Below are 17013 nucleotides of genomic sequence, written 5' to 3' on the forward strand. Positions count from 1 at the left end.
CGTGGTCGCGACGCCGCGCTGGCGTGGTTCGGCTCGCTGAGATCGTGCATCTGCGGCGATCTGCGTAGCGTTATCGGCCGTGGCCGCCGATGCTCCTGATCTTCAGATGCCGGGCGAACCTGGTCGCGTCGCGAGAGTCGCGGTGCTGTGCATGCACACCTCGCCGCTCCACCAGCCAGGCAGCGGCGACGGCGGCGGCTTGAACGTGTACGTGCGTGAGCTCACCGCCGCGCTGGCCCATCTTGGCGTCGATTGCGACATCTACACCCGTCGCACCGATCCGTCGCAACCGGACCACATCGAAGTCGAGTCGGGGCTGAGCGTCACCCACGTCGACGCCGGTGCGCCATCGCTCGACAAGGACGACCTGCTCGCGGTCGTCGCAGCGTTTGCTGATCGGGTCGGCGAGCACCTCGCTCGACGGCCAGTCGACGCAATCCACGCTCACTACTGGTTGAGCGGCTTGGCCGGACATGTGCTGAAGCACCGCCTCGATGTCCCGCTGGCCGTCACCTTTCACACGCTGGGCCGCGTCAAGGCGAGCACCGGCGATGCCGAGCCGCGCCACCGCGGCGAGGCCGAGCAGCGTGTCATCGATTGCGCGGACGCCGTGTTCACCTCGGGAGACGCGGAGGCGGGCCAGCTCAGATCGCTGTACGACGTACCGCCACAACGAGTTCACGTGCTGACACCCGGCGTGGACCGGGCCATGTTCGCGCCAGGCCAGCGACACGCCGCGCGCGCGGCAATCGGGCTGCCGCCCGGACCGGTGCTGCTGTTCGTCGGACGGTTGCAGCCGCTCAAGGGCGCCGAATTGGCGATCGAGACCCTCGCCGCCACGAGAGCCGGGGGCTCAGCGGGCGCTAACGCGCAGCTCGTCATCGTGGGCGGGCCCAGCGGTCCCCAAGGTCACGACACGCTCGCCCGGTTGGAGGACATGGCCGACGATCTGGCGGTCTCGGACTGTGTGCGCTTCGTCGATCCTCTCCCGCACCACCTGTTGTCGACCTATTACCGGGCCGCTGATGTGTGCCTGGTGCCGAGCCGATCCGAGTCGTTCGGCCTGGTCGCCCTGGAGGCCGCGGCGTGCGGGACACCGGTCGTCGCGTCAGATGTCGGGGGTTTGCGCGACAACGTTGTCGAGGGACGCACCGGCTACCTCATCGCTGGCCGAAGCGGCGAGGCGTATGCCCGTCGCGTCATAGACATCCTCACCGATCCGCTGCTGGCGTTGCGCCTCGGCGACGCTGGCTCTCGCCGCGCCGAGCGCTATAGCTGGCGTGCGAGCGCGGCAGCAGCACTGGACGTGCTCGACGCCGCGTGCCGACGAGAGCTTGTCGCTTGCCTGTGAATCTCGGGCCGGTCGCACCATGACGCGTCGCCCCGCAACCGCCGCCGAGCTCGACCAGCTCGAGGCCCGCATGGACGACTGGCTGGCCGAATGGGCTCGCTCACAGTCTCAAGGCGTTCCCGAAGAACGACCGATGCTGCTGGACGTGACCCGTGACTCCGAGGTGCCGCGCCGCTGGTACGTGCGTCTTGCGGGGGAGTCCCGCGATGTCATCGCCATCTGGTTGACGCTGCGCCAGCGCACCCTGGCCTATGAGTCGTATGTCCTTCCGGCCCCGCAGCTTCGAGCAGATCAGGTTGCCGACTTCGTTCTGCGCCGCAACTACTCGCTGGTGGGTGCCCAGTACGGCATCGGTCCCGAGGATGCGCTGTATGTGACGGGAGAATTGCCCACCCACTGCGTTGACGAGGACGAGCTGGACCGGATTGTCGGGTCGCTTTGGGCGTACATCGAGCGTGACTTCACGACGCTCGTCCGGCTGGGCTTCCAGAAGTAGATGTCGAAAACCATTTGATGTGTTTCATAGTTTTCTGATTGATTTGGCGCTCGCCGGGGCACTCGCCAGCAGGCATGCAGGGAAGTGCTCCACTCACTGACTGCGAGTGCCCCGGCACCGCCTGCTCAGCAGGGGTCCCGATGCCGTCCGGTACCGTGACCCCATGGCTGACAGGGTCGATTTGCTGATCGTCGGCGGCGGCAAGATGGGCGAAGCGCTGCTGGGCGGATTGCTCGCCGCGGGCCGCAATGCCCAGAGCATCTGCGTCTCAGAACCGATTCCCGCCCGCCGCGATGAGCTCGCAGACCGCTACGGCGTCGCCGTCACCGACGAAATCGCCGCCTCGGCGGGTGCCATCCTGGCGACCAAGCCCGACGTGATCCCGACTGTTGTGTCTGCTGTCACCGCGGCCGGCACCGACCGCATCCTCTCCATTGCCGCAGGTGTCACGCTCGCAACGCTCGGCGGCGCGGCCCGCAGCGGCACTCCCATCGTGCGTGCCATGCCCAACACGCCCGCGCTGGTGTCGGAAGGGGCGGCGGCCATCTGCGCGAACGAGCACGCCTGTGATGCCGACCTCGACTGGGCCAGCGAGATCCTCGGGTCGGTCGGCAAGGTCGCGCGCGTCTCTGAGCACCTGATGGACGCGGTAACTGGTTTGTCAGGATCGGGTCCGGCATATGTCTTTGTTGTGGCCGAAGCGATGATCGAAGCGGGCGTCCTCATGGGTCTGAGCCGTCCCGTGGCCACCGAACTGGCCATCCAGACTCTGCTCGGCTCAGCGACATTGCTGGCCGAGGGGCGTTCGCCTGCCGATCTGCGAGCCGACGTGACATCGCCCGGCGGCACCACTGCAGCCGGGCTTCGCGAGCTGGAACGCCACGGTGTGCGCGCTGCATTCGCGGCGGCCATCGAAGCCGCGACCCACCGATCCGCCGAACTCGGCGCAGCGTGATCAGAAGAGGGACGAGGGCGGGCGAACAACGATGACGGGCTTCGACACCGTCACCCTCCTGAGTGACCTCGGCAGCGCGGACGAATCCGTGGGTGTCATGCATTCGATCGTGCGCCAAGCCGCCCCCCACACCGCCGTGATCGACTTGTGCCACGAGATCGACCCGGGTGACTCGCGCACCGCGGCGCTCATGTTGGTGCGCAGCGTGCCGCACCTCGCGCCTGGGGTGGTGCTTGCTTCACTGGGTCGCCGATTGGACAGACCCGCCATAGCTGTCTCGGTCGGCGGCGGCCAGTCGATCTTGGTGGGACCAGACAGCGGCGTGCTGGCGGCGGCAACAGCGGCGGTCGGCGGCGCAGACATGGCCATCCGCATCGATGTTCCCGGCGGCGACAACCCACCATCGGTGCTCCACCCGGCGCGTGACGTGCTCGCACCTGCGGCCGGTCGCCTTGCGGCCGGTGAGCCGATCGAGGCGCTGGGCTCACCCGTTGAATCGACGCTGCTGCTGCCCTCTTTGGTTGCGGTGCCGCGCGTCGAAGACGATGGTTCGGTGACCGCGGAAGTGCTGTCGGTCACGCGCTGGGGCACGATTCAGCTCAACGTCGACCGCGAGACGGTGGCACCGCTCGGCGATCTCCTAGTAGCGGAGTGGACAGCCGTCGCGACCGGTTCGCACCCGGCCGAAGCGAACGCGCAGTCGGTCCAGGTGGCGCCCACGGGCGCAGCCGGCGCGGTCAGCCTCGCGCTGTCCGATGATCCATTCGGTCTGCTTGAGTTGACGGTGGCCAGCGGGAGCGCCGCGCACCTGGGCTTCGCCGCAGGCACCGAGATCCGGCTGCGCCCCTCAACATGAGACGGTGACATGAGACCTCGAACGGCGATTGTGCTGGCGGTGCTCGCTGCGCTCATCCTGCTCACGTCCACGATTCAGCTGCTCGTCGCCCTCAACTGAGCGATTCGCGACCACATCTTTCATTGCACTTCCTGTACCGAATCTTGCTGATCGCGTGGAAACGGGGTACCAGATCGGCGAGACTGTGCGGGCCGCATTTCCGAACCCTGGGTAGTCCTCGTGTCCATCGTTGTCATGGGCGTGAGCCATCGCAGCGCTCCGCTTGAGCTATTGGAGCGCTGCACGGTTCCCGCTACCGACGTGCCGAAACGACTTGGCGATCTCGCATCGTGCGAGAACGTCAGCGAAGCCATCGTCGTGTCGACGTGCAACCGCACCGAGGCCTACGTGGTGGCTGAGCGGTTCCATGCCGCGTTCGGCGAGGTGCGCGACTTCTTTTGCACGCTGTCGGGTGCGGCGCCCGCCGATCTGTCCGACCACCTCTACGTCCACTACGACGACGATGCGGCCCGCCACCTGTTCCGTGTGACGAGCGGCCTGGATTCCGCGGTGCTGGGAGAACATGAGATCTTGGGCCAGGTGCGCACGGCGTGGGACGCAGCGCGCACCGAGGGAACCGCAGGCACAGTGCTCAACCAGCTGTTCCGGTACGGGATCAGCGCTGGCAAGCGTGCACGCACCGAGACCGGCATCTCACGGGGGACCGCCTCGATCAGTCACGCCGCGGTCAGCATGGCCAAGAACCATCTCGGCACGTTGGAAGGCTCCCGGGTGCTCGTCGTGGGTGCCGGCGAAATGGCCGAGGGCATGATCGTTGCCCTCGCGGCGGCCGGTCCCGCAGCCGTGCAGGTAGCCAATCGCACGCCCTCGCACGCCGAGGCCTTGGCTGCGCGAGTAGGCGGCCATCATCTGCCGCTCGCAAGCCTGGAGGACGCCCTGGTCGAAGTTGATCTGCTGCTGACATCCACAGGCGCGACGTCGGTGATCGTCGACCACGCCAGTGTGGGCGCAGTCATCGAGCGGCGTGCAGGCCGCCCGTTGCTGATCGTCGACATCGCCGTACCCCGTGATGTCGACCCTGCTGTGGCGCGCCTTGCGGGCGTCACCCTCCTCGACATGGACGACCTGTCCCGTTTCGCTGATACCGGACACGTCCGCCGCCAAGCCGAAGTGGCAGCAGTCGAGTCGATCCTGGTCGACGAGACAGAACGCTTCTCGGCCGATCGCAGTGCCCGAGAGATGGCGCCGCTGATCGAATCGCTCCGTGGCCGGGCTGAAGCTGTCCGCCAGTCCGAGATCGAGCGTGCACTGGCGGCGCACCCCGAACTCGACGACGGCGCGCGCGAGGCCCTCGAGCGGGCAACCGCAGCGCTGGTCAACAAGCTGCTGCATCAGCCCACCGTCGCGCTGCGGACTGCGGCAGGCAAAGCCAAGGGCGACCGGCTCGCGGACTCGGTGCGCGACCTCTTCGACTTATAGACCCTGGCCGCGTGAGGATCGCGACACGATCGAGCCCGCTCGCTATGTGGCAGGCGCGCGCTGTCGCGACTGCACTTGGGGCAGCCGGATCATCCGGTGGTGACATCGAGCTCGTGCCGGTGCGCACAAGCGGAGACCTCGACGTGTCCACGCCGATCGCGCAGATGTCCGGCAGGGGGGTGTTTGTGACTGAGGTGCAAGCCGCCGTACTCGATGGGCGCGCCGATGCGGCGGTGCACAGCGCGAAAGATATGCGCTCGGATCCGACCCCCGGCTTGACGCTGGCAGGCTGCCTGGCGAGAGGTGACGTGCGCGATGCGCTGGTCGGTCTGGAGCTCGATGCGATCGGGCACGGCGGCGTTGTCGCAACCGGATCACAGCGCCGGCAGTGCCAACTGGCCGCACTGCGTCCCGATCTGGGGTTCACCGGATTGCGCGGGAATATGGCTCGTCGCATCGCCACAGCCGGCGAACCAGGCATCGACGCGGTGATCGTGGCAGCGGCAGCGCTGGAGCGTCTCGGTGAAGCTGGGCAGATCGCGCAGCGATTCACCGCCGACGAGATCGTGCCCCAGGTCGGGCAGGGTGCCATCGCGATCGAGCATCGAACCGACGACGCGCAAGCCGCCGCCGCAGTCGGGGCGATCATCGACCAGGCGACGACACGCTGCGTGCATGCCGAGCGTTCCTTCTTGCGGACGCTCGGCGGTGGTTGTGACCTGCCGACCGGCGCTTACGCCACTCTCGGCGCCGATGGGCACCTCCACATGACCGCGCTGCTGGCGACGCCAGATCGCAGCGACGTTGTGCGCACCAGCGGCAGCGATGTTGACGGTCTCTCCCTGGGAGCAGCGTTGGCCCGCGATCTGATGACCCGGACCGGCACAGTCGCCGCCATGTGGTCCGCTCTGGGCGACGATGTCTGAGAGCCAATTCAGCGAACTCGCCGACCGCACGGTTGTCGTCACGAGGGCGTCGCATCAGGCCGCCCCGCTGGCGGACGCGCTGCGCAGCCACCAAGCGCGCCCCGTGATCGCTCCGGCCATTGCGGTGGTGCCGCCCTTGGACGGCGGCCAACCGCTCGACGATGCCTTGCTGCGGCTCGAACAGTTCAGCTGGGTTGCGTTCACCTCACCCAACGCGGTCGCGGCGACGCTCGCACGCGCCGACCGGCGCGGGGTGCGCCGTCGCTTCGCGCGCATCCGCGTGGCGGCCATCGGTCCTGCCACCGCAGCCCGCGTCGAGGCCGAGCTAGACCGACCGGCCAACCTCGTGCCCGACCGGAACGACGCGGTCGGCCTCGCTGAGGCCTTCGGCGATCCGCAACCGGGCGACGCGTGCTTTGTGCCGCACTCTGCGCAAGCCCGCCCCGAACTCGTCGACGGCCTGCGAGCCCGCGGCTGGGCCGTCGACGCAGTCAGCGCCTACCGCACGGTCACGCCCACGCTGTCAGACCATCTCATTGCCGATGTGGCTGCCGCGGATGCCGTGATCTTCGCCTCACCGTCCGCGGTGACGGGCCATCTGAGCCAGATCGGCGAGCGAGAGGTCCGCGCCAAGGTGGTTTGCATCGGTGACACCACGGCTGCTGCGTGTGCGCAAGCCGGACTGCCGGTGGCAGCCGTCGCCAGCCGTCCCTCCAGCGAAGGTCTCGTCGAAGCGGTCGCGACGGCGCTGCGCGCCGGTGAACATGCGGCGAACGAGTGAGCGCGTCGGCACCCCTACGCTGCGAGCCGTGACCGCGCCGCCGACGAATGCCGACCTGTTCGAAGCTGCCCAGCGGGTGATTCCGGGGGGCGTCAATTCGCCGGTACGAGCTTTCGGCTCGGTCGGCGGCACTCCGTATTTCGTTGCACGGGCCGAAGGGCCGTACGTCTTCGATGTCGAGGGTCGCCGGTACCTCGACTTCGTGCAGTCCTACGGGGCGATCATCCTGGGTCACGCCCACCCGGCCGTCACTGAGGCAGTGGCGAAGGCTGCCGCGGACGGCACCTCGTACGGCGCGCCGACGCAGCGAGAGGTGCTGCTAGCAGAGCTGATCGCCGAGGCGGCGCCCGGCGTCGAGCAGGTGCGGCTGACCAGCAGCGGAACCGAGGCCACCATGACCGCGGTGCGGCTGGCACGGGGATTCACCGAGCGCTCACGCATCGTCAAGTTCGCCGGCTGCTACCACGGCCACGCCGACGCACTGTTGGCCGCAGGCGGCAGCGGCGTTGCCACGCTCGGGTTGTCGGGCTCAGCCGGAGTCCCGCCGAGCGCAGTGGCCGACACGGTGGTCGTTCCATACAACGTCGTGCCCGCACTCGACGAGGAGACCGCGGCGGTCGTGGTCGAGCCGGTGGCAGCGAACATGGGCCTGGTGCCGCCCGTGCCCGGATTCCTGGAGGGCCTGCGGCACGCCTGCGACGAAGCGGGCGCACTGCTGATCTTCGACGAGGTCATCACCGGATTTCGTCTGGGCCGCGGCGGCGCCGCCGAGCGCTACGGGGTCACGCCCGACATCTCGTGCTTCGGCAAGGTCATCGGCGGCGGCTTGCCGATCGGCGCGCTCGGCGCCCGCACCGAGATCATGCAAACGCTTGCCCCGACCGGTCCCGTGTACCAAGCCGGCACGCTGTCGGGAAACCCACTCGCCACAGCAGCAGGCCTAGCGGCCCTCGAACAGCTCACACCGGCGGCCTATGCAGAACTGGAAGCGCGGGCCAGCCGGTTCGCCGACGGCGCGCGTGACGCGCTAGCTGACGCTGGCTTCGATGCTGCCGTCTGCCAGGTCGGCACGCTCGTCGGCTTGTACTGCGGCGCAGGGCCTGATGCGGGCCGGTTGCCGGTCGACTACGACGATGCCCGTACCACCGACGAGCAGGCCTACGCGCGACTCCACGCCGAGTTGCTCGCACGCGGCGTGGCGTTCGCCCCTGGTGCCTACGAGGCGATCTTCGTGGGCCTCGCGCACACTCCCGACGTCATCGACGATGCCGTCGCTTCCATAGCCGACGCCGCCACAGCGGCCGAATTGCGTGGTTAGGGTCCGCCAGAAGTCAAGTCGCGTGGTCTGCGCTCAAGATCCATGCGCATCTCCTGGTACTCACACGCATCGGTCGCGCGACACCGTCGGTGTCGCCCACTCGGGTGAAGCTCTGGTCCTACGCCGACTTGATGGCGCTGCGCATCGTCTACTGGCTGCGACATCCGAAGTTCAAGACGGAGGGAAATGTTCCGGCGAGCCAGACGCCGCGCGTGCGTGAGGCCCTGGCCGAGTTGGAGCAGCTCGGCTTGGACATCTGGGACGACAGCTGCGGCCGGCTGACGTCTGGATGAGACAGCGTGCGCCACATTCGCAGGATCCTCGCGACTTGTTCGACGAGGCTGCAATTCGGCGGCACGAGGACCCCGCTGCGATCTACGCGAGCGTCAAGGTGTCCGATGCCGAATTGCGGGAGCCCGTGTTGGCGGCCACCCAGTAGCGGCACGGTCGTGGCCTGTGGATGGCGCATAGTCTCAGCATCGATGACGGCACTTGAGTTGCTCAGATGACGAACGGGACGATTCAACGGATTCAGCCGTCGTATTGGCGAGAGGTGCGGCGGGCGTGGGGGGAGTTCCCGGAGTTCCGCAGTCGTGGCGAGAAGTGGGCTTGGCGCCTGGCGTCTACCGCGGTGCCGTGAATGATTGTTCCGTGGTCCAGGTTCTGGGCCTCAATCAGTCTTCTCGGCGATTTCGCCCTGCTGGGTGCATATTGGGTGGTGGCGTCGTTGGCCGGTGGTTGGTGGCTGCATGATGGTCGCGCCCGCTTCCCGCTGAGCCCGGAAGCGATAGAGCGCATCAAGACACGCAAGCGGGCGCGTGATACGGGTCGGGCTGAGCAGTGGTGAGGAACTGTGTGACCGGTCAGCATTGTGTGTGCCGGTTGGCCGGGAGCGAGAATCTGGAGTTGTTCTTTGGCGACGGCGACTGACTACGTTCCCGAGTCGTCGCTGGGGTGGCTGGACCTGGACAGCGCGGCGAGCGAGCGGGTCGGTGAACTGCTGCGGGCGCTTGACGAGCCGGGCACGCTCGACGTTCTGGGTCTGGGCACCGTGCGCGATGCGTTCTCGGGGATGCTCAATCCGGGAACCTCGACCATTCAGACCAGGCTCCGCTACTTCCTCTTCGTGCCGTGGATCTGCGCGGGGCTTGAGGCCCAGCGTGTGCCTGCAGCAGAATTCCCGCGCCGGCTGCGGGACGACGAGGCACGGCTGATCGACTGTCTCCGTCACCTTGGGCGCAACCAAGGGGTCATCGGCTACACCGCCGGCCGGAACCTCCAGCGCATGCCGAGCGACGCCTACTGGGGAGGCCTGTGGACGTGGGGCCTGCGGCGGCTGGACTACAGCATCTCCGAGTACGGACAGCGTGCCGCCGCCCTCGGGAAGCATCGGCCCGATCGCGACGACGACGGCAACGCGACGACGCGGGCAGTTTCGATGTGGGCGGAACTGCCACACGCTCCTGAAGACTTCCTGCACGAAGAGATCACCTTCGACCTTGGCCCCGGTGAGGCGGAGGTGCTGGTGGATCACATCCGGCGGAGCCATGAAGGCACGCTGCTGGCCTGGCTGTGCGCGACGCCGGAGGCAGCAGCGGGCGTCGACTACCCGTGGAAATTGCCGACCCACACCATGCCGGGCCCGCTTGTCGAGATCCTCCGCCACGCCCACAACTTCTCCGAGCTGACCGTCGGACCTCAGTACGTCTACAACATGCTGCTGGCCCGTCAGGCTCGATCAGAGCTGCAATGGGACACGGGCGAGTTGGAGACCAACGAACGCACCCGTCTCGACGACTGGTCTGAGCAGGTGGCGTCGCGGCTCGACGATGTCCGCTCGTGGGTCGCCGATCTACCCGAGTTCTGGGCCATGTTGAACGAGCACGGCGTCGGCGTCGGTGCCCAGGAATTCGTGAACGCCATGGTCGAGCGCATCGCGGCCGACCCTGAGAGCTTCGCCGAGGACTCAGCGGTCCACCGCAGAATCCACCAGCGCGAACTGCGTCTGAAGTCAAAGCGAGCTCGACTGGCACACCGCTCCTCGCTGGAGAATTGGAACGGTGCAGGCGTCGGCGGGCAGTTCGATTTCCGCTGGGGCATCACGCAGAGCTACATGGCCGACATTGCCGCGGCGCAGCCGGTGGCGGACGCCTGATGCTGCAGCCCACCAACCGGTTGACGCTCATCGGCGCCATGCGGCCGCCGGCGGGCTTCCGGATCGAATCGGCGATGGCCGTCACGTTCACGATTGATCTTCGGGCACTGCTTGCGGCACCGGCGGCGTTTGCGCTCACCGGGCCGGACGGTGTTGTTGCCGACGGCGAGCAACTGGAGCCGGTCGAGCTGCTGCACGCCCTGCGCTCCCATGCCGGCAAGATCACTGTGTTCAATCAGGCCGGCTTCACCGCTGTGCCGCCGTCCCGGCGGGTCTTCGCCTTCCTGGAAGGAGCAGTGGTTCCGGTCGATGCGCCACACGGCGGGATCGTGCATCCCAAGGTGTGGGTGTTGCGTTACGAGGCCTGCGATGACGGGCCCGCCGGCGAGGCGCGTCAGCAGCGTCTGCGTGTGCTGGTGGCCAGCCGAAACCTCACCTTCGATGCAAGCTGGGACGCCGTGCTGCGGCTCGATGAGAGCCCCGGTCCCGGCGGCGCCCGGCTCGAGCCGATCGGTGAGCTGTTCGAAGGCCTGCTCGATGCCGCGGTCGGCGACGTCGCCGAAGCCCACCGGGAGCGGGTCCAATCGCTCGCAGCAGTGCTGCAGACGGCCACATTCGCCCTGCCCGAAGGCGTGGACGACCTGCGGGTCCATGTGCTGGGCCTCGACAGCCGGCCTACGCCGCCGAAGGGTTCGCCGCTGCCGGGCAACGCCGAGCGATCACTGGTTATCTCCCCGTTCGTGAGCGACGGCTTCTTCAACACCGTGCACCCGCACCCCATCACCGAACTTGTGAGCCTGGAGGCATGGCTCGATTCCCTCAAGCCGGCTGCCCTCGCCAACGTGGGCACGACGTACACGTTCGACGACCACAGCCCGATCGAGCTCGCCACCCCCGATGACCGGTCATCGCCGCTGGATCCGGCCCGGCCGCTCGCAGGACTGCACGCCAAGGTCTTCGCGTTCGAAACCGGCGACCGGGCGCGTCTGTTCATGGGTTCGGCGAACGCGACCTACTCGGCCTTCCATTCCAGCGTGGAGATCCTTGTGGAGCTGACGGGGCCCACTGCGACGCTCGGCATCGATCGGCTCTGCGACGGTGACGAGGACGAGCCCGGCCTGCGCGAATGGTTCATCTCGTACCGGCCACCCGACGGCGAGCCGATCCCGCTGAACGACACATCGACGCTGGACAGGGCACGCGTTGTCATCGCACGGCTGCAGTTCGAAGGGCATGTCGAGGCGAGCGGGTCGAACTGGGCGGTCACGTACCGATCGAGCGCGCCGCTGCCGAGCCTTGATGGCATGGACGTCCACTGCTGGCCGCTCTCGTCGGCGGGCAATCGGCGTGAAGTGGCCGGGGGCAGCCCATTGGAGGAACGCTTCGAGACGAGCCTCGAAGCCATGAGCGGTTTTCTCGCCTTCGAACTCGCTGACGAAGACGGCTTGTTGACCGAGTTCGTTGTGCCGGTCCCGCTACGTGGCGTGCCTGAGCATCGAGAACGGTTCCTGTTGCGCTCCCTGATCGGCAACGCTGAACGCTTCTTCCGCTATCTGCTGGCACTGCTCGACGAGGACCCGGGCCAGCGGGACCTGCTGGACGCGGTGGAGCGAGCCAGTGCCGACGCCTCCAACGACGGAACCGGCGCGGTCGCCTTGCCGGTCCTGGAGAAGCTGCTGCGAACGATGCGTCGAGACCCGGCAAAGCTGGCCGGGCTTCACCCGCTCGTGTCAGACCTCGCGGCCGACGACGCGCTGCCGGCGGGCTTCGCCGAACTGTGGAATGCCATCTTCGACGTAGCGATCGCAGGGGCGGCCCAGGGCGACACCGCGCAAGCACCCGCAGGAGCACCAACCCGATGACTCAAGGGCACGTCGACGTCGAGGCAGTCCTCGGTGACTTGAAGGACTTCCAGCGTCGAACCGCTCGCTGGACGTTCGAGCGCATGTTCGCCGAGCACGATCCGGCGTTCCGGTTCCTGGTCGCCGACGAGGTCGGCCTCGGCAAGACCCATGTCGCCAAGGGCGTCATCGCACAGGTCATCGACCATCTCGGTCGCATCGGCGACACACGCCACGACATCGTTTACGTCTGCTCCAACACAGCGATCGCACGCCAGAACCTTCGCAATCTCGTTCCCAAAGGCATCGAACCGCTCGACGACGTCGGTCGGCTCGCCATGCTCCCGCTCACTGCGCTGAACGAGGGCGACCGCACGCAGCCGGGCATCAATCTCATCGCGATCACGCCCGGCACGTCGCTGAAATTCGGTCGCAGCACCGGCCAATTCAAAGAACGCTGCCTGGCATACACATTCCTGCGGGCACATTGGGGCGCCGAGGTCATGACCGCCCCGGCTCGAAGGATCTTCTGGGAGGGCATCACAGCCGGCGATCCCGATGCGCGCCTGCGCTCATGGGAGCGCGACCACCGGCCGCGCATCACTGCGTCGCTCAAGGCGTTCGCCGAAGAGCTCACCGAGGTCGACAAATCACGTCGTCGCCACGGCCAGCCGACGCTTCGCACGCTCTTCGACCGGCTGGTCGACGGCCTGAAATGGAAGCGGTCCTTTCCCGGCGAGCTGTGGGATGACCGCCGCGTGTTGATCGGGGAGATCCGTCGCATCTTGGCAATCGTCGGTATTGAAGCGCTCGAGCCCGATCTCATGGTGCTGGACGAGTTTCAGCGCTTCAAGGATCTGCTGCGACCCGATCCGGACAATTTCGCCGCCGAGCTGGCGCATCGCTTGTTCAACTACACCGACAGCGCCACCGGTCGCCTCACCCGGACGCTGCTGTTGTCGGCCACGCCGTATCGCATGTACACGACGGCCGACGAGATCGACAGCGATCACTATGCGGACTTTCTCGACACGTGCCAGTTCCTGTTCCAGAACGAAGAGCGGGTCGACCGGCTGAGGCAGCACTTCGCCGGTCTTCGGTCCGCGCTCACGTCTGCGGAGTCCCTTCCGAACGCCGAGGCAATCTGCACCGACATCAGTTCGGACCTGCGCAAGGTGATGGCGCGCACCGAACGACTGTCGGCCACGCCGAGCCGCGACGGAATGCTCGCCGAGCGTGACGTTCATGTGACTGTGGCGCCCGATGATCTTCGGGCCTATCTGCGCATCGGCGATCTTGCGGAGAATGTCGACCATCACGAGCCCACTGAGTATTGGAAGTCGGGCCCATATCTCGTCAACTTCATGGAGCGGTACAAGCTGAAGGAAGCCGTCCGGCAGGCCGCAACCGAAGGCCGGCTTGCCGACGAAGGGCGGCTCGATCCCGGCCCCGGCCTGCTGAGCTGGGAGGACGTGGAGGCGTATCAGCGCATCGATCCCCAGAACGGGCGGCTCCGCTGGCTGCTCGAGGACTTGGAGCGTCACCGGGCGTTCGAGATGCTGTGGGTGCCGCCGTCCCTTCGCTACTACGACACCGGCTCGGTGTACGAATCAGCCGAAGCCGCGGGTTTCACCAAGCGGCTGATCTTCTCGGGCTGGGCGGTGGTGCCGAAGGTCGTCTCGTCGCTGGTCAGCTTGGAGGCCGAGCGGCACGCCTTCGCCGGCCGCAACCACAACTACACCGCCGACTACCGCCGACGGGGAGGCCAGCGCCTCGACTTCCGCACCAGTGAGCGCACGGCGGGCGAGACCCGAGCGGGGGAGGCGCGGAGCGCCCGCCGAGCTGCCTCGATGACGGCATTTCTGCTGGTGTGGCCCAGCCCGAGCCTCGCCGAACTGGGCGATCCCCGGCGACTGGCCCGGGACGGTCGCCGCCATGTCTCGGCGTTGCTCGCCGAGATAGAGGCGCAGATCGCCGACGCCATCTCGCCGCTGGTGCGGGCCGCGCCCTCGGACGGCGTCGTGGATCGACGCTGGTATTGGGCTGCGCCGCTGTTCCTCGACCAGCAGCGGCACCCTTCGGCGGCAGAGCGGTTGCTGGCCCCCAACGGCGCGCAGCATTGGGAGGGTGACGAAGTTGGCGGGGGATTCAGGGCACATCTCACCCAGGCACGTACGATGGTCGCTCACGGCCATACTGCGCTCGGCCGCCCGCCCGATGATCTCGCAGCGGTGCTCGCCGAAGTCGCGGTCGGCGGCCCAGCGCCGTGCGCCTTGCGGGCGGTCAGCTCGGCTGTCGGCCTCCCGATCTCGCACGAGTCGACAGTGTCGAACGCTGCATGGATCGCCGAGGCATTCCGGCGGTTCTTCAACGCACCTGAGATCACCGGCGTCGTAGTCCGCGGGAGACTCGATGAGGCCGATGGCGAGCCCGGTGTTGAGCGGTACTGGCGCGATGTCGTGCGGCACTCAATCGACGGCAACCTCCAGGCCGTCCTCGACGAGCATTTCCATGTTCTTCGCGATTGGCTCGGCCACCTGAACCCGAGCGACGACGACCAGCGCGCCGCAGCAGCCGACGACATCGGTTACAAGGTCGAAGAGGCGCTGGATCTTCGGACTTCGCTGTTCCGAGTGGACATTCCTCGCCGAACGGCGAACGGCCGAGAATTCACCTTGGAGGAACACCGTCTGCGGACAAGGTTCGCCGTGGCCTTCGGCAACCAGACTCTCGACGAGGGCGGTGAGGCCCGGATCGAGGCGGTGTCACGAGCGTTCAATTCCCCGTTCTGGCCCTTCGTGCTCACCTCCACGTCGGTAGGGCAAGAGGGCCTCGACTTCCACCTATGGTGCCACGCAGTCGTCCACTGGAACCTGCCGACCAACCCAGTCGACCTAGAGCAGCGCGAGGGACGCGTGCACCGTTACAAGGGTCACGCGGTGCGACGGAATCTCGCTGCGACCCTGGGACCGGACCTGCTCACGAACGGCATGTCGCCCGACAGCGACCTATGGAACGAGCTCTTCGACGCTGCATTGAGTGAGAACCAGGGCGCCGACGGAGCGATCGTGCCGTACTGGGTCTTCAACGAAGGCCCGGCGAAGATCCAACGCCACATGCCCGTGCTGCCGTTCAGCCGCGACGCAGCAGCCGTATCACAACTGCGCAAGGCCCTCGCCGCATACCGCCTCGCTTTCGGTCAACCCCGTCAAGAAGAGCTGGTCGAATTCCTCAGCGCCGACCGCACCGACGAAGAGCTGCAGCAGCTGACAGCCCACTTGAAGATCGACCTCTCACCGCCAGCGATGGCCGAAGCCGCTACCGGCCGTCCTTTTCAGCTCACCTCTAGCTGAGATCCAGTTGTGGGTTGTCGGTGTACGGCTCGTCGACCGCCAGTGCTACCCAGTGTGCCCACTGTCCGCGAGTCGCTTCGCCTTCGTAGGTGAAGAAGTGTTGGCAGCCATGCACCTCGGCCGAGGCGAGATGAATGGCATCTGGTGGTTTGACGCCCTTCATGTCGCTGCTGCGTGCTGTCCTGACGATGTCGCGTGCACGCTCGGCGACCCGCATCGATACGTCGGTCAGCTTGACGGGTGACTCCGGGACCCAGAGCTTCGCAATGTTGTCCTCTTCTGCACTTGGGCCGTCGCCCGATGCGTGGTCGCTCGCCACGAATGCCACTTCGGTCACCGTAAGGACGGATGTCAGCAGCTCGATGCTGCCGCGTTCGGCATCTTCGAGAAGTGACGCTACAACGGGGCCCCTTCCGGGCTCGTTGGACAGATAGGCGATCAGGACATTCGCGTCCAAGTAAGCGCGCCGGGGGCTATTGGTCATCTCGCATCCGGCGGACGAGCACCTCGGCCGGTTCGTGCGTCTTGAGCACGCCCCGGGCGGAGCGGTACGCGGTGCTGGAGCCCTCCTCTACGAGGTCGACGCTGGTTATGTCTCGTATCGAGCGCGGCTTGTCCGTCGCAGGGTCCCGTCGCACCGTGCCCGTCACGTCGGCTAGGCGGCCCCATATATCGCGCATCACGGCTTCCATGCCGCTTGTCGGGTAGCACGTCACCGCGGCGTCGTCGACGAGGTCGTAGAGACTGAAGTGCAAGCCACGCCGGTGCGAGAGCATCTCGACGCGGCCCCGAACGGTGCCCAGCGACCTGTAACGGTCGGTCTCTGCGCCGGACGGCTCAGCCGATCGGCCCGGCGCGAACTCAACCGCAGCAGAGGCGCACTCGATGGAGACCGGCTGCTCGCCGCCGGCGAGCTCCTGCAGTTTGGTCAGGTGACGGGTCATGGGCAGCGCCGTATCGGCCACGCCGTCGGCCAACGCCCGTCCGGTCTCGACGAGAGACAGGCAGACCCGTGGGACGAGCCTTTCGGAACGATCGTCGTTGGGAACAGCTCGCACCAGGGCCACGGCGCTGCCGTAATCCAAATCGGCCACCACCCAACGAATCCGCGCATCATGGCTCGCCTCAGCGGCCGACAGTGCCGCTGTGAATGCCGTCAGCGCGGCTGACAGCAGATCCACAGTGACTTCGCCTCCGACCCGCAAGCGAACCTCGTCTTCGCGCATGACGCGGATCGTACTTCCGACATCTGTCCGCCCTGCCGTACTTTCTGTCAACGAGTATCAGCTCGCAGGATGGGCCGCGATCGGACTCGCTGCTGGTAACCAACCGTTGGCATCCGAGTCGAGCCAAGGCAGTGGTCACCGTGTCCATCTGGATCAGCTCCGAGCGGATCCCTTGGATCGCGAAGCACCAATTCGGCGCTCCGCACTCATGATGGTGGTTGTGCCCTCGACTGGTGCTGGTGTGACTCGTCTCGTCGCTGGTTTCGTGCCTTGCAA

14 protein-coding genes are annotated in these 17013 nt (G+C 67.0%); 12 read left to right on the forward strand and 2 right to left on the reverse strand.

Features of this window, described 5'->3' with window-relative positions:
• Window positions 1-79: 79 nt before the first annotated feature.
• The 12 genes from ACOOF5_RS06895 to ACOOF5_RS06950 all read left to right on the forward strand — a co-directional run bounded on the left by ACOOF5_RS06895 (window position 80) and on the right by ACOOF5_RS06950 (window position 15511).
• Window positions 80-1351 carry a glycosyltransferase gene (locus ACOOF5_RS06895; RefSeq protein ID WP_420437779.1) on the forward strand — a complete coding sequence of 424 codons (1272 nt, stop codon included), beginning with the start codon at window positions 80-82 and terminating at the stop codon, window positions 1349-1351.
• Window positions 1352-1370: 19 nt separating this feature from the next.
• On the forward strand, window positions 1371-1847 hold the full coding sequence (locus tag ACOOF5_RS06900; RefSeq protein WP_420437780.1) for a YbjN domain-containing protein: 477 nt from the start codon (window positions 1371-1373) through the stop codon (window positions 1845-1847).
• A 163-nt stretch (window positions 1848-2010) separates the two neighbouring features.
• Window positions 2011-2802, forward strand: coding sequence for a pyrroline-5-carboxylate reductase (gene proC, locus ACOOF5_RS06905; RefSeq protein ID WP_420437781.1), 792 nt, complete (start codon window positions 2011-2013; stop codon window positions 2800-2802).
• A 31-nt stretch (window positions 2803-2833) separates the two neighbouring features.
• Entirely contained in the window at window positions 2834-3658 is an 825-nt protein-coding gene (locus ACOOF5_RS06910) for an SAM-dependent chlorinase/fluorinase (protein ID WP_420437782.1), read from the forward strand.
• Window positions 3659-3877: 219 nt separating this feature from the next.
• Window positions 3878-5137, forward strand: a complete 1260-nt coding sequence (locus ACOOF5_RS06915) for a glutamyl-tRNA reductase (RefSeq protein WP_420437783.1) — start codon at window positions 3878-3880, stop codon at window positions 5135-5137.
• Between the two features lie 11 nt (window positions 5138-5148).
• On the forward strand, window positions 5149-6063 hold the full coding sequence (gene hemC / locus ACOOF5_RS06920) for a hydroxymethylbilane synthase (RefSeq protein ID WP_420437784.1): 915 nt from the start codon (window positions 5149-5151) through the stop codon (window positions 6061-6063).
• Window positions 6056-6844 carry a uroporphyrinogen-III synthase gene (locus tag ACOOF5_RS06925; RefSeq protein ID WP_420437785.1) on the forward strand — a complete coding sequence of 263 codons (789 nt, stop codon included), beginning with the start codon at window positions 6056-6058 and terminating at the stop codon, window positions 6842-6844. Before hemC ends, ACOOF5_RS06925 begins: the two co-directional genes overlap by 8 nt.
• 28 nt (window positions 6845-6872) lie before the next feature.
• A complete protein-coding gene (gene hemL / locus ACOOF5_RS06930) occupies window positions 6873-8162 on the forward strand; it encodes a glutamate-1-semialdehyde 2,1-aminomutase (protein WP_420437786.1) in 1290 nt (429 codons plus the stop codon).
• 104 nt (window positions 8163-8266) lie between these two features.
• On the forward strand, window positions 8267-8455 hold the full coding sequence (locus tag ACOOF5_RS06935; protein ID WP_420437787.1) for a hypothetical protein: 189 nt from the start codon (window positions 8267-8269) through the stop codon (window positions 8453-8455).
• A 620-nt stretch (window positions 8456-9075) separates the two neighbouring features.
• A complete protein-coding gene (locus tag ACOOF5_RS06940; RefSeq protein ID WP_420437788.1) occupies window positions 9076-10317 on the forward strand; it encodes a DUF6361 family protein in 1242 nt (413 codons plus the stop codon).
• Window positions 10317-12179: a phospholipase D family protein gene (locus ACOOF5_RS06945; protein WP_420437789.1), complete on the forward strand. Its 1863-nt coding sequence runs from the start codon at window positions 10317-10319 to the stop codon at window positions 12177-12179. Before ACOOF5_RS06940 ends, ACOOF5_RS06945 begins: the two co-directional genes overlap by 1 nt.
• On the forward strand, window positions 12176-15511 hold the full coding sequence (locus tag ACOOF5_RS06950) for a helicase-related protein (protein WP_420437790.1): 3336 nt from the start codon (window positions 12176-12178) through the stop codon (window positions 15509-15511). Before ACOOF5_RS06945 ends, ACOOF5_RS06950 begins: the two co-directional genes overlap by 4 nt.
• Here the strand turns inward: ACOOF5_RS06950 and ACOOF5_RS06955 are convergent.
• Both ACOOF5_RS06955 and ACOOF5_RS06960 read right to left on the reverse strand, forming a co-directional pair.
• Window positions 15504-15995, reverse strand: coding sequence for a type II toxin-antitoxin system VapC family toxin (locus ACOOF5_RS06955; protein ID WP_420437791.1), 492 nt, complete (start codon window positions 15993-15995; stop codon window positions 15504-15506). The two genes, ACOOF5_RS06950 and ACOOF5_RS06955, sit on opposite strands and share 8 nt — an antisense overlap.
• Window positions 15985-16737, reverse strand: coding sequence for a hypothetical protein (locus ACOOF5_RS06960; protein ID WP_420437792.1), 753 nt, complete (start codon window positions 16735-16737; stop codon window positions 15985-15987). The genes ACOOF5_RS06955 and ACOOF5_RS06960 overlap by 11 nt, the downstream gene beginning before the upstream one ends.
• Between the last annotated feature and the right edge of the window lie 276 nt (window positions 16738-17013).

Source organism: Candidatus Poriferisodalis sp. (assembly GCF_965214215.1).
In the GTDB taxonomy this organism is placed as follows: domain Bacteria; phylum Actinomycetota; class Acidimicrobiia; order Acidimicrobiales; family Poriferisodalaceae; genus Poriferisodalis.

Coding starts and splice junctions, on each gene's coding strand:
- ACOOF5_RS06900 (WP_420437780.1), top strand. CDS start 1,371: ATGACGCGTCGCCCCGCAACCGCCGCCGAGCTCGACCAGCTCGAGGCC.
- proC (WP_420437781.1), top strand. CDS start 2,011: ATGGCTGACAGGGTCGATTTGCTGATCGTCGGCGGCGGCAAGATGGGC.
- ACOOF5_RS06910 (WP_420437782.1), top strand. CDS start 2,834: ATGACGGGCTTCGACACCGTCACCCTCCTGAGTGACCTCGGCAGCGCG.
- ACOOF5_RS06925 (WP_420437785.1), top strand. CDS start 6,056: ATGTCTGAGAGCCAATTCAGCGAACTCGCCGACCGCACGGTTGTCGTC.
- ACOOF5_RS06945 (WP_420437789.1), top strand. CDS start 10,317: ATGCTGCAGCCCACCAACCGGTTGACGCTCATCGGCGCCATGCGGCCG.
- ACOOF5_RS06950 (WP_420437790.1), top strand. CDS start 12,176: ATGACTCAAGGGCACGTCGACGTCGAGGCAGTCCTCGGTGACTTGAAG.
- ACOOF5_RS06955 (WP_420437791.1), bottom strand. CDS start 15,995: ATGACCAATAGCCCCCGGCGCGCTTACTTGGACGCGAATGTCCTGATC.
- ACOOF5_RS06960 (WP_420437792.1), bottom strand. CDS start 16,737: ATGCGCGAAGACGAGGTTCGCTTGCGGGTCGGAGGCGAAGTCACTGTG.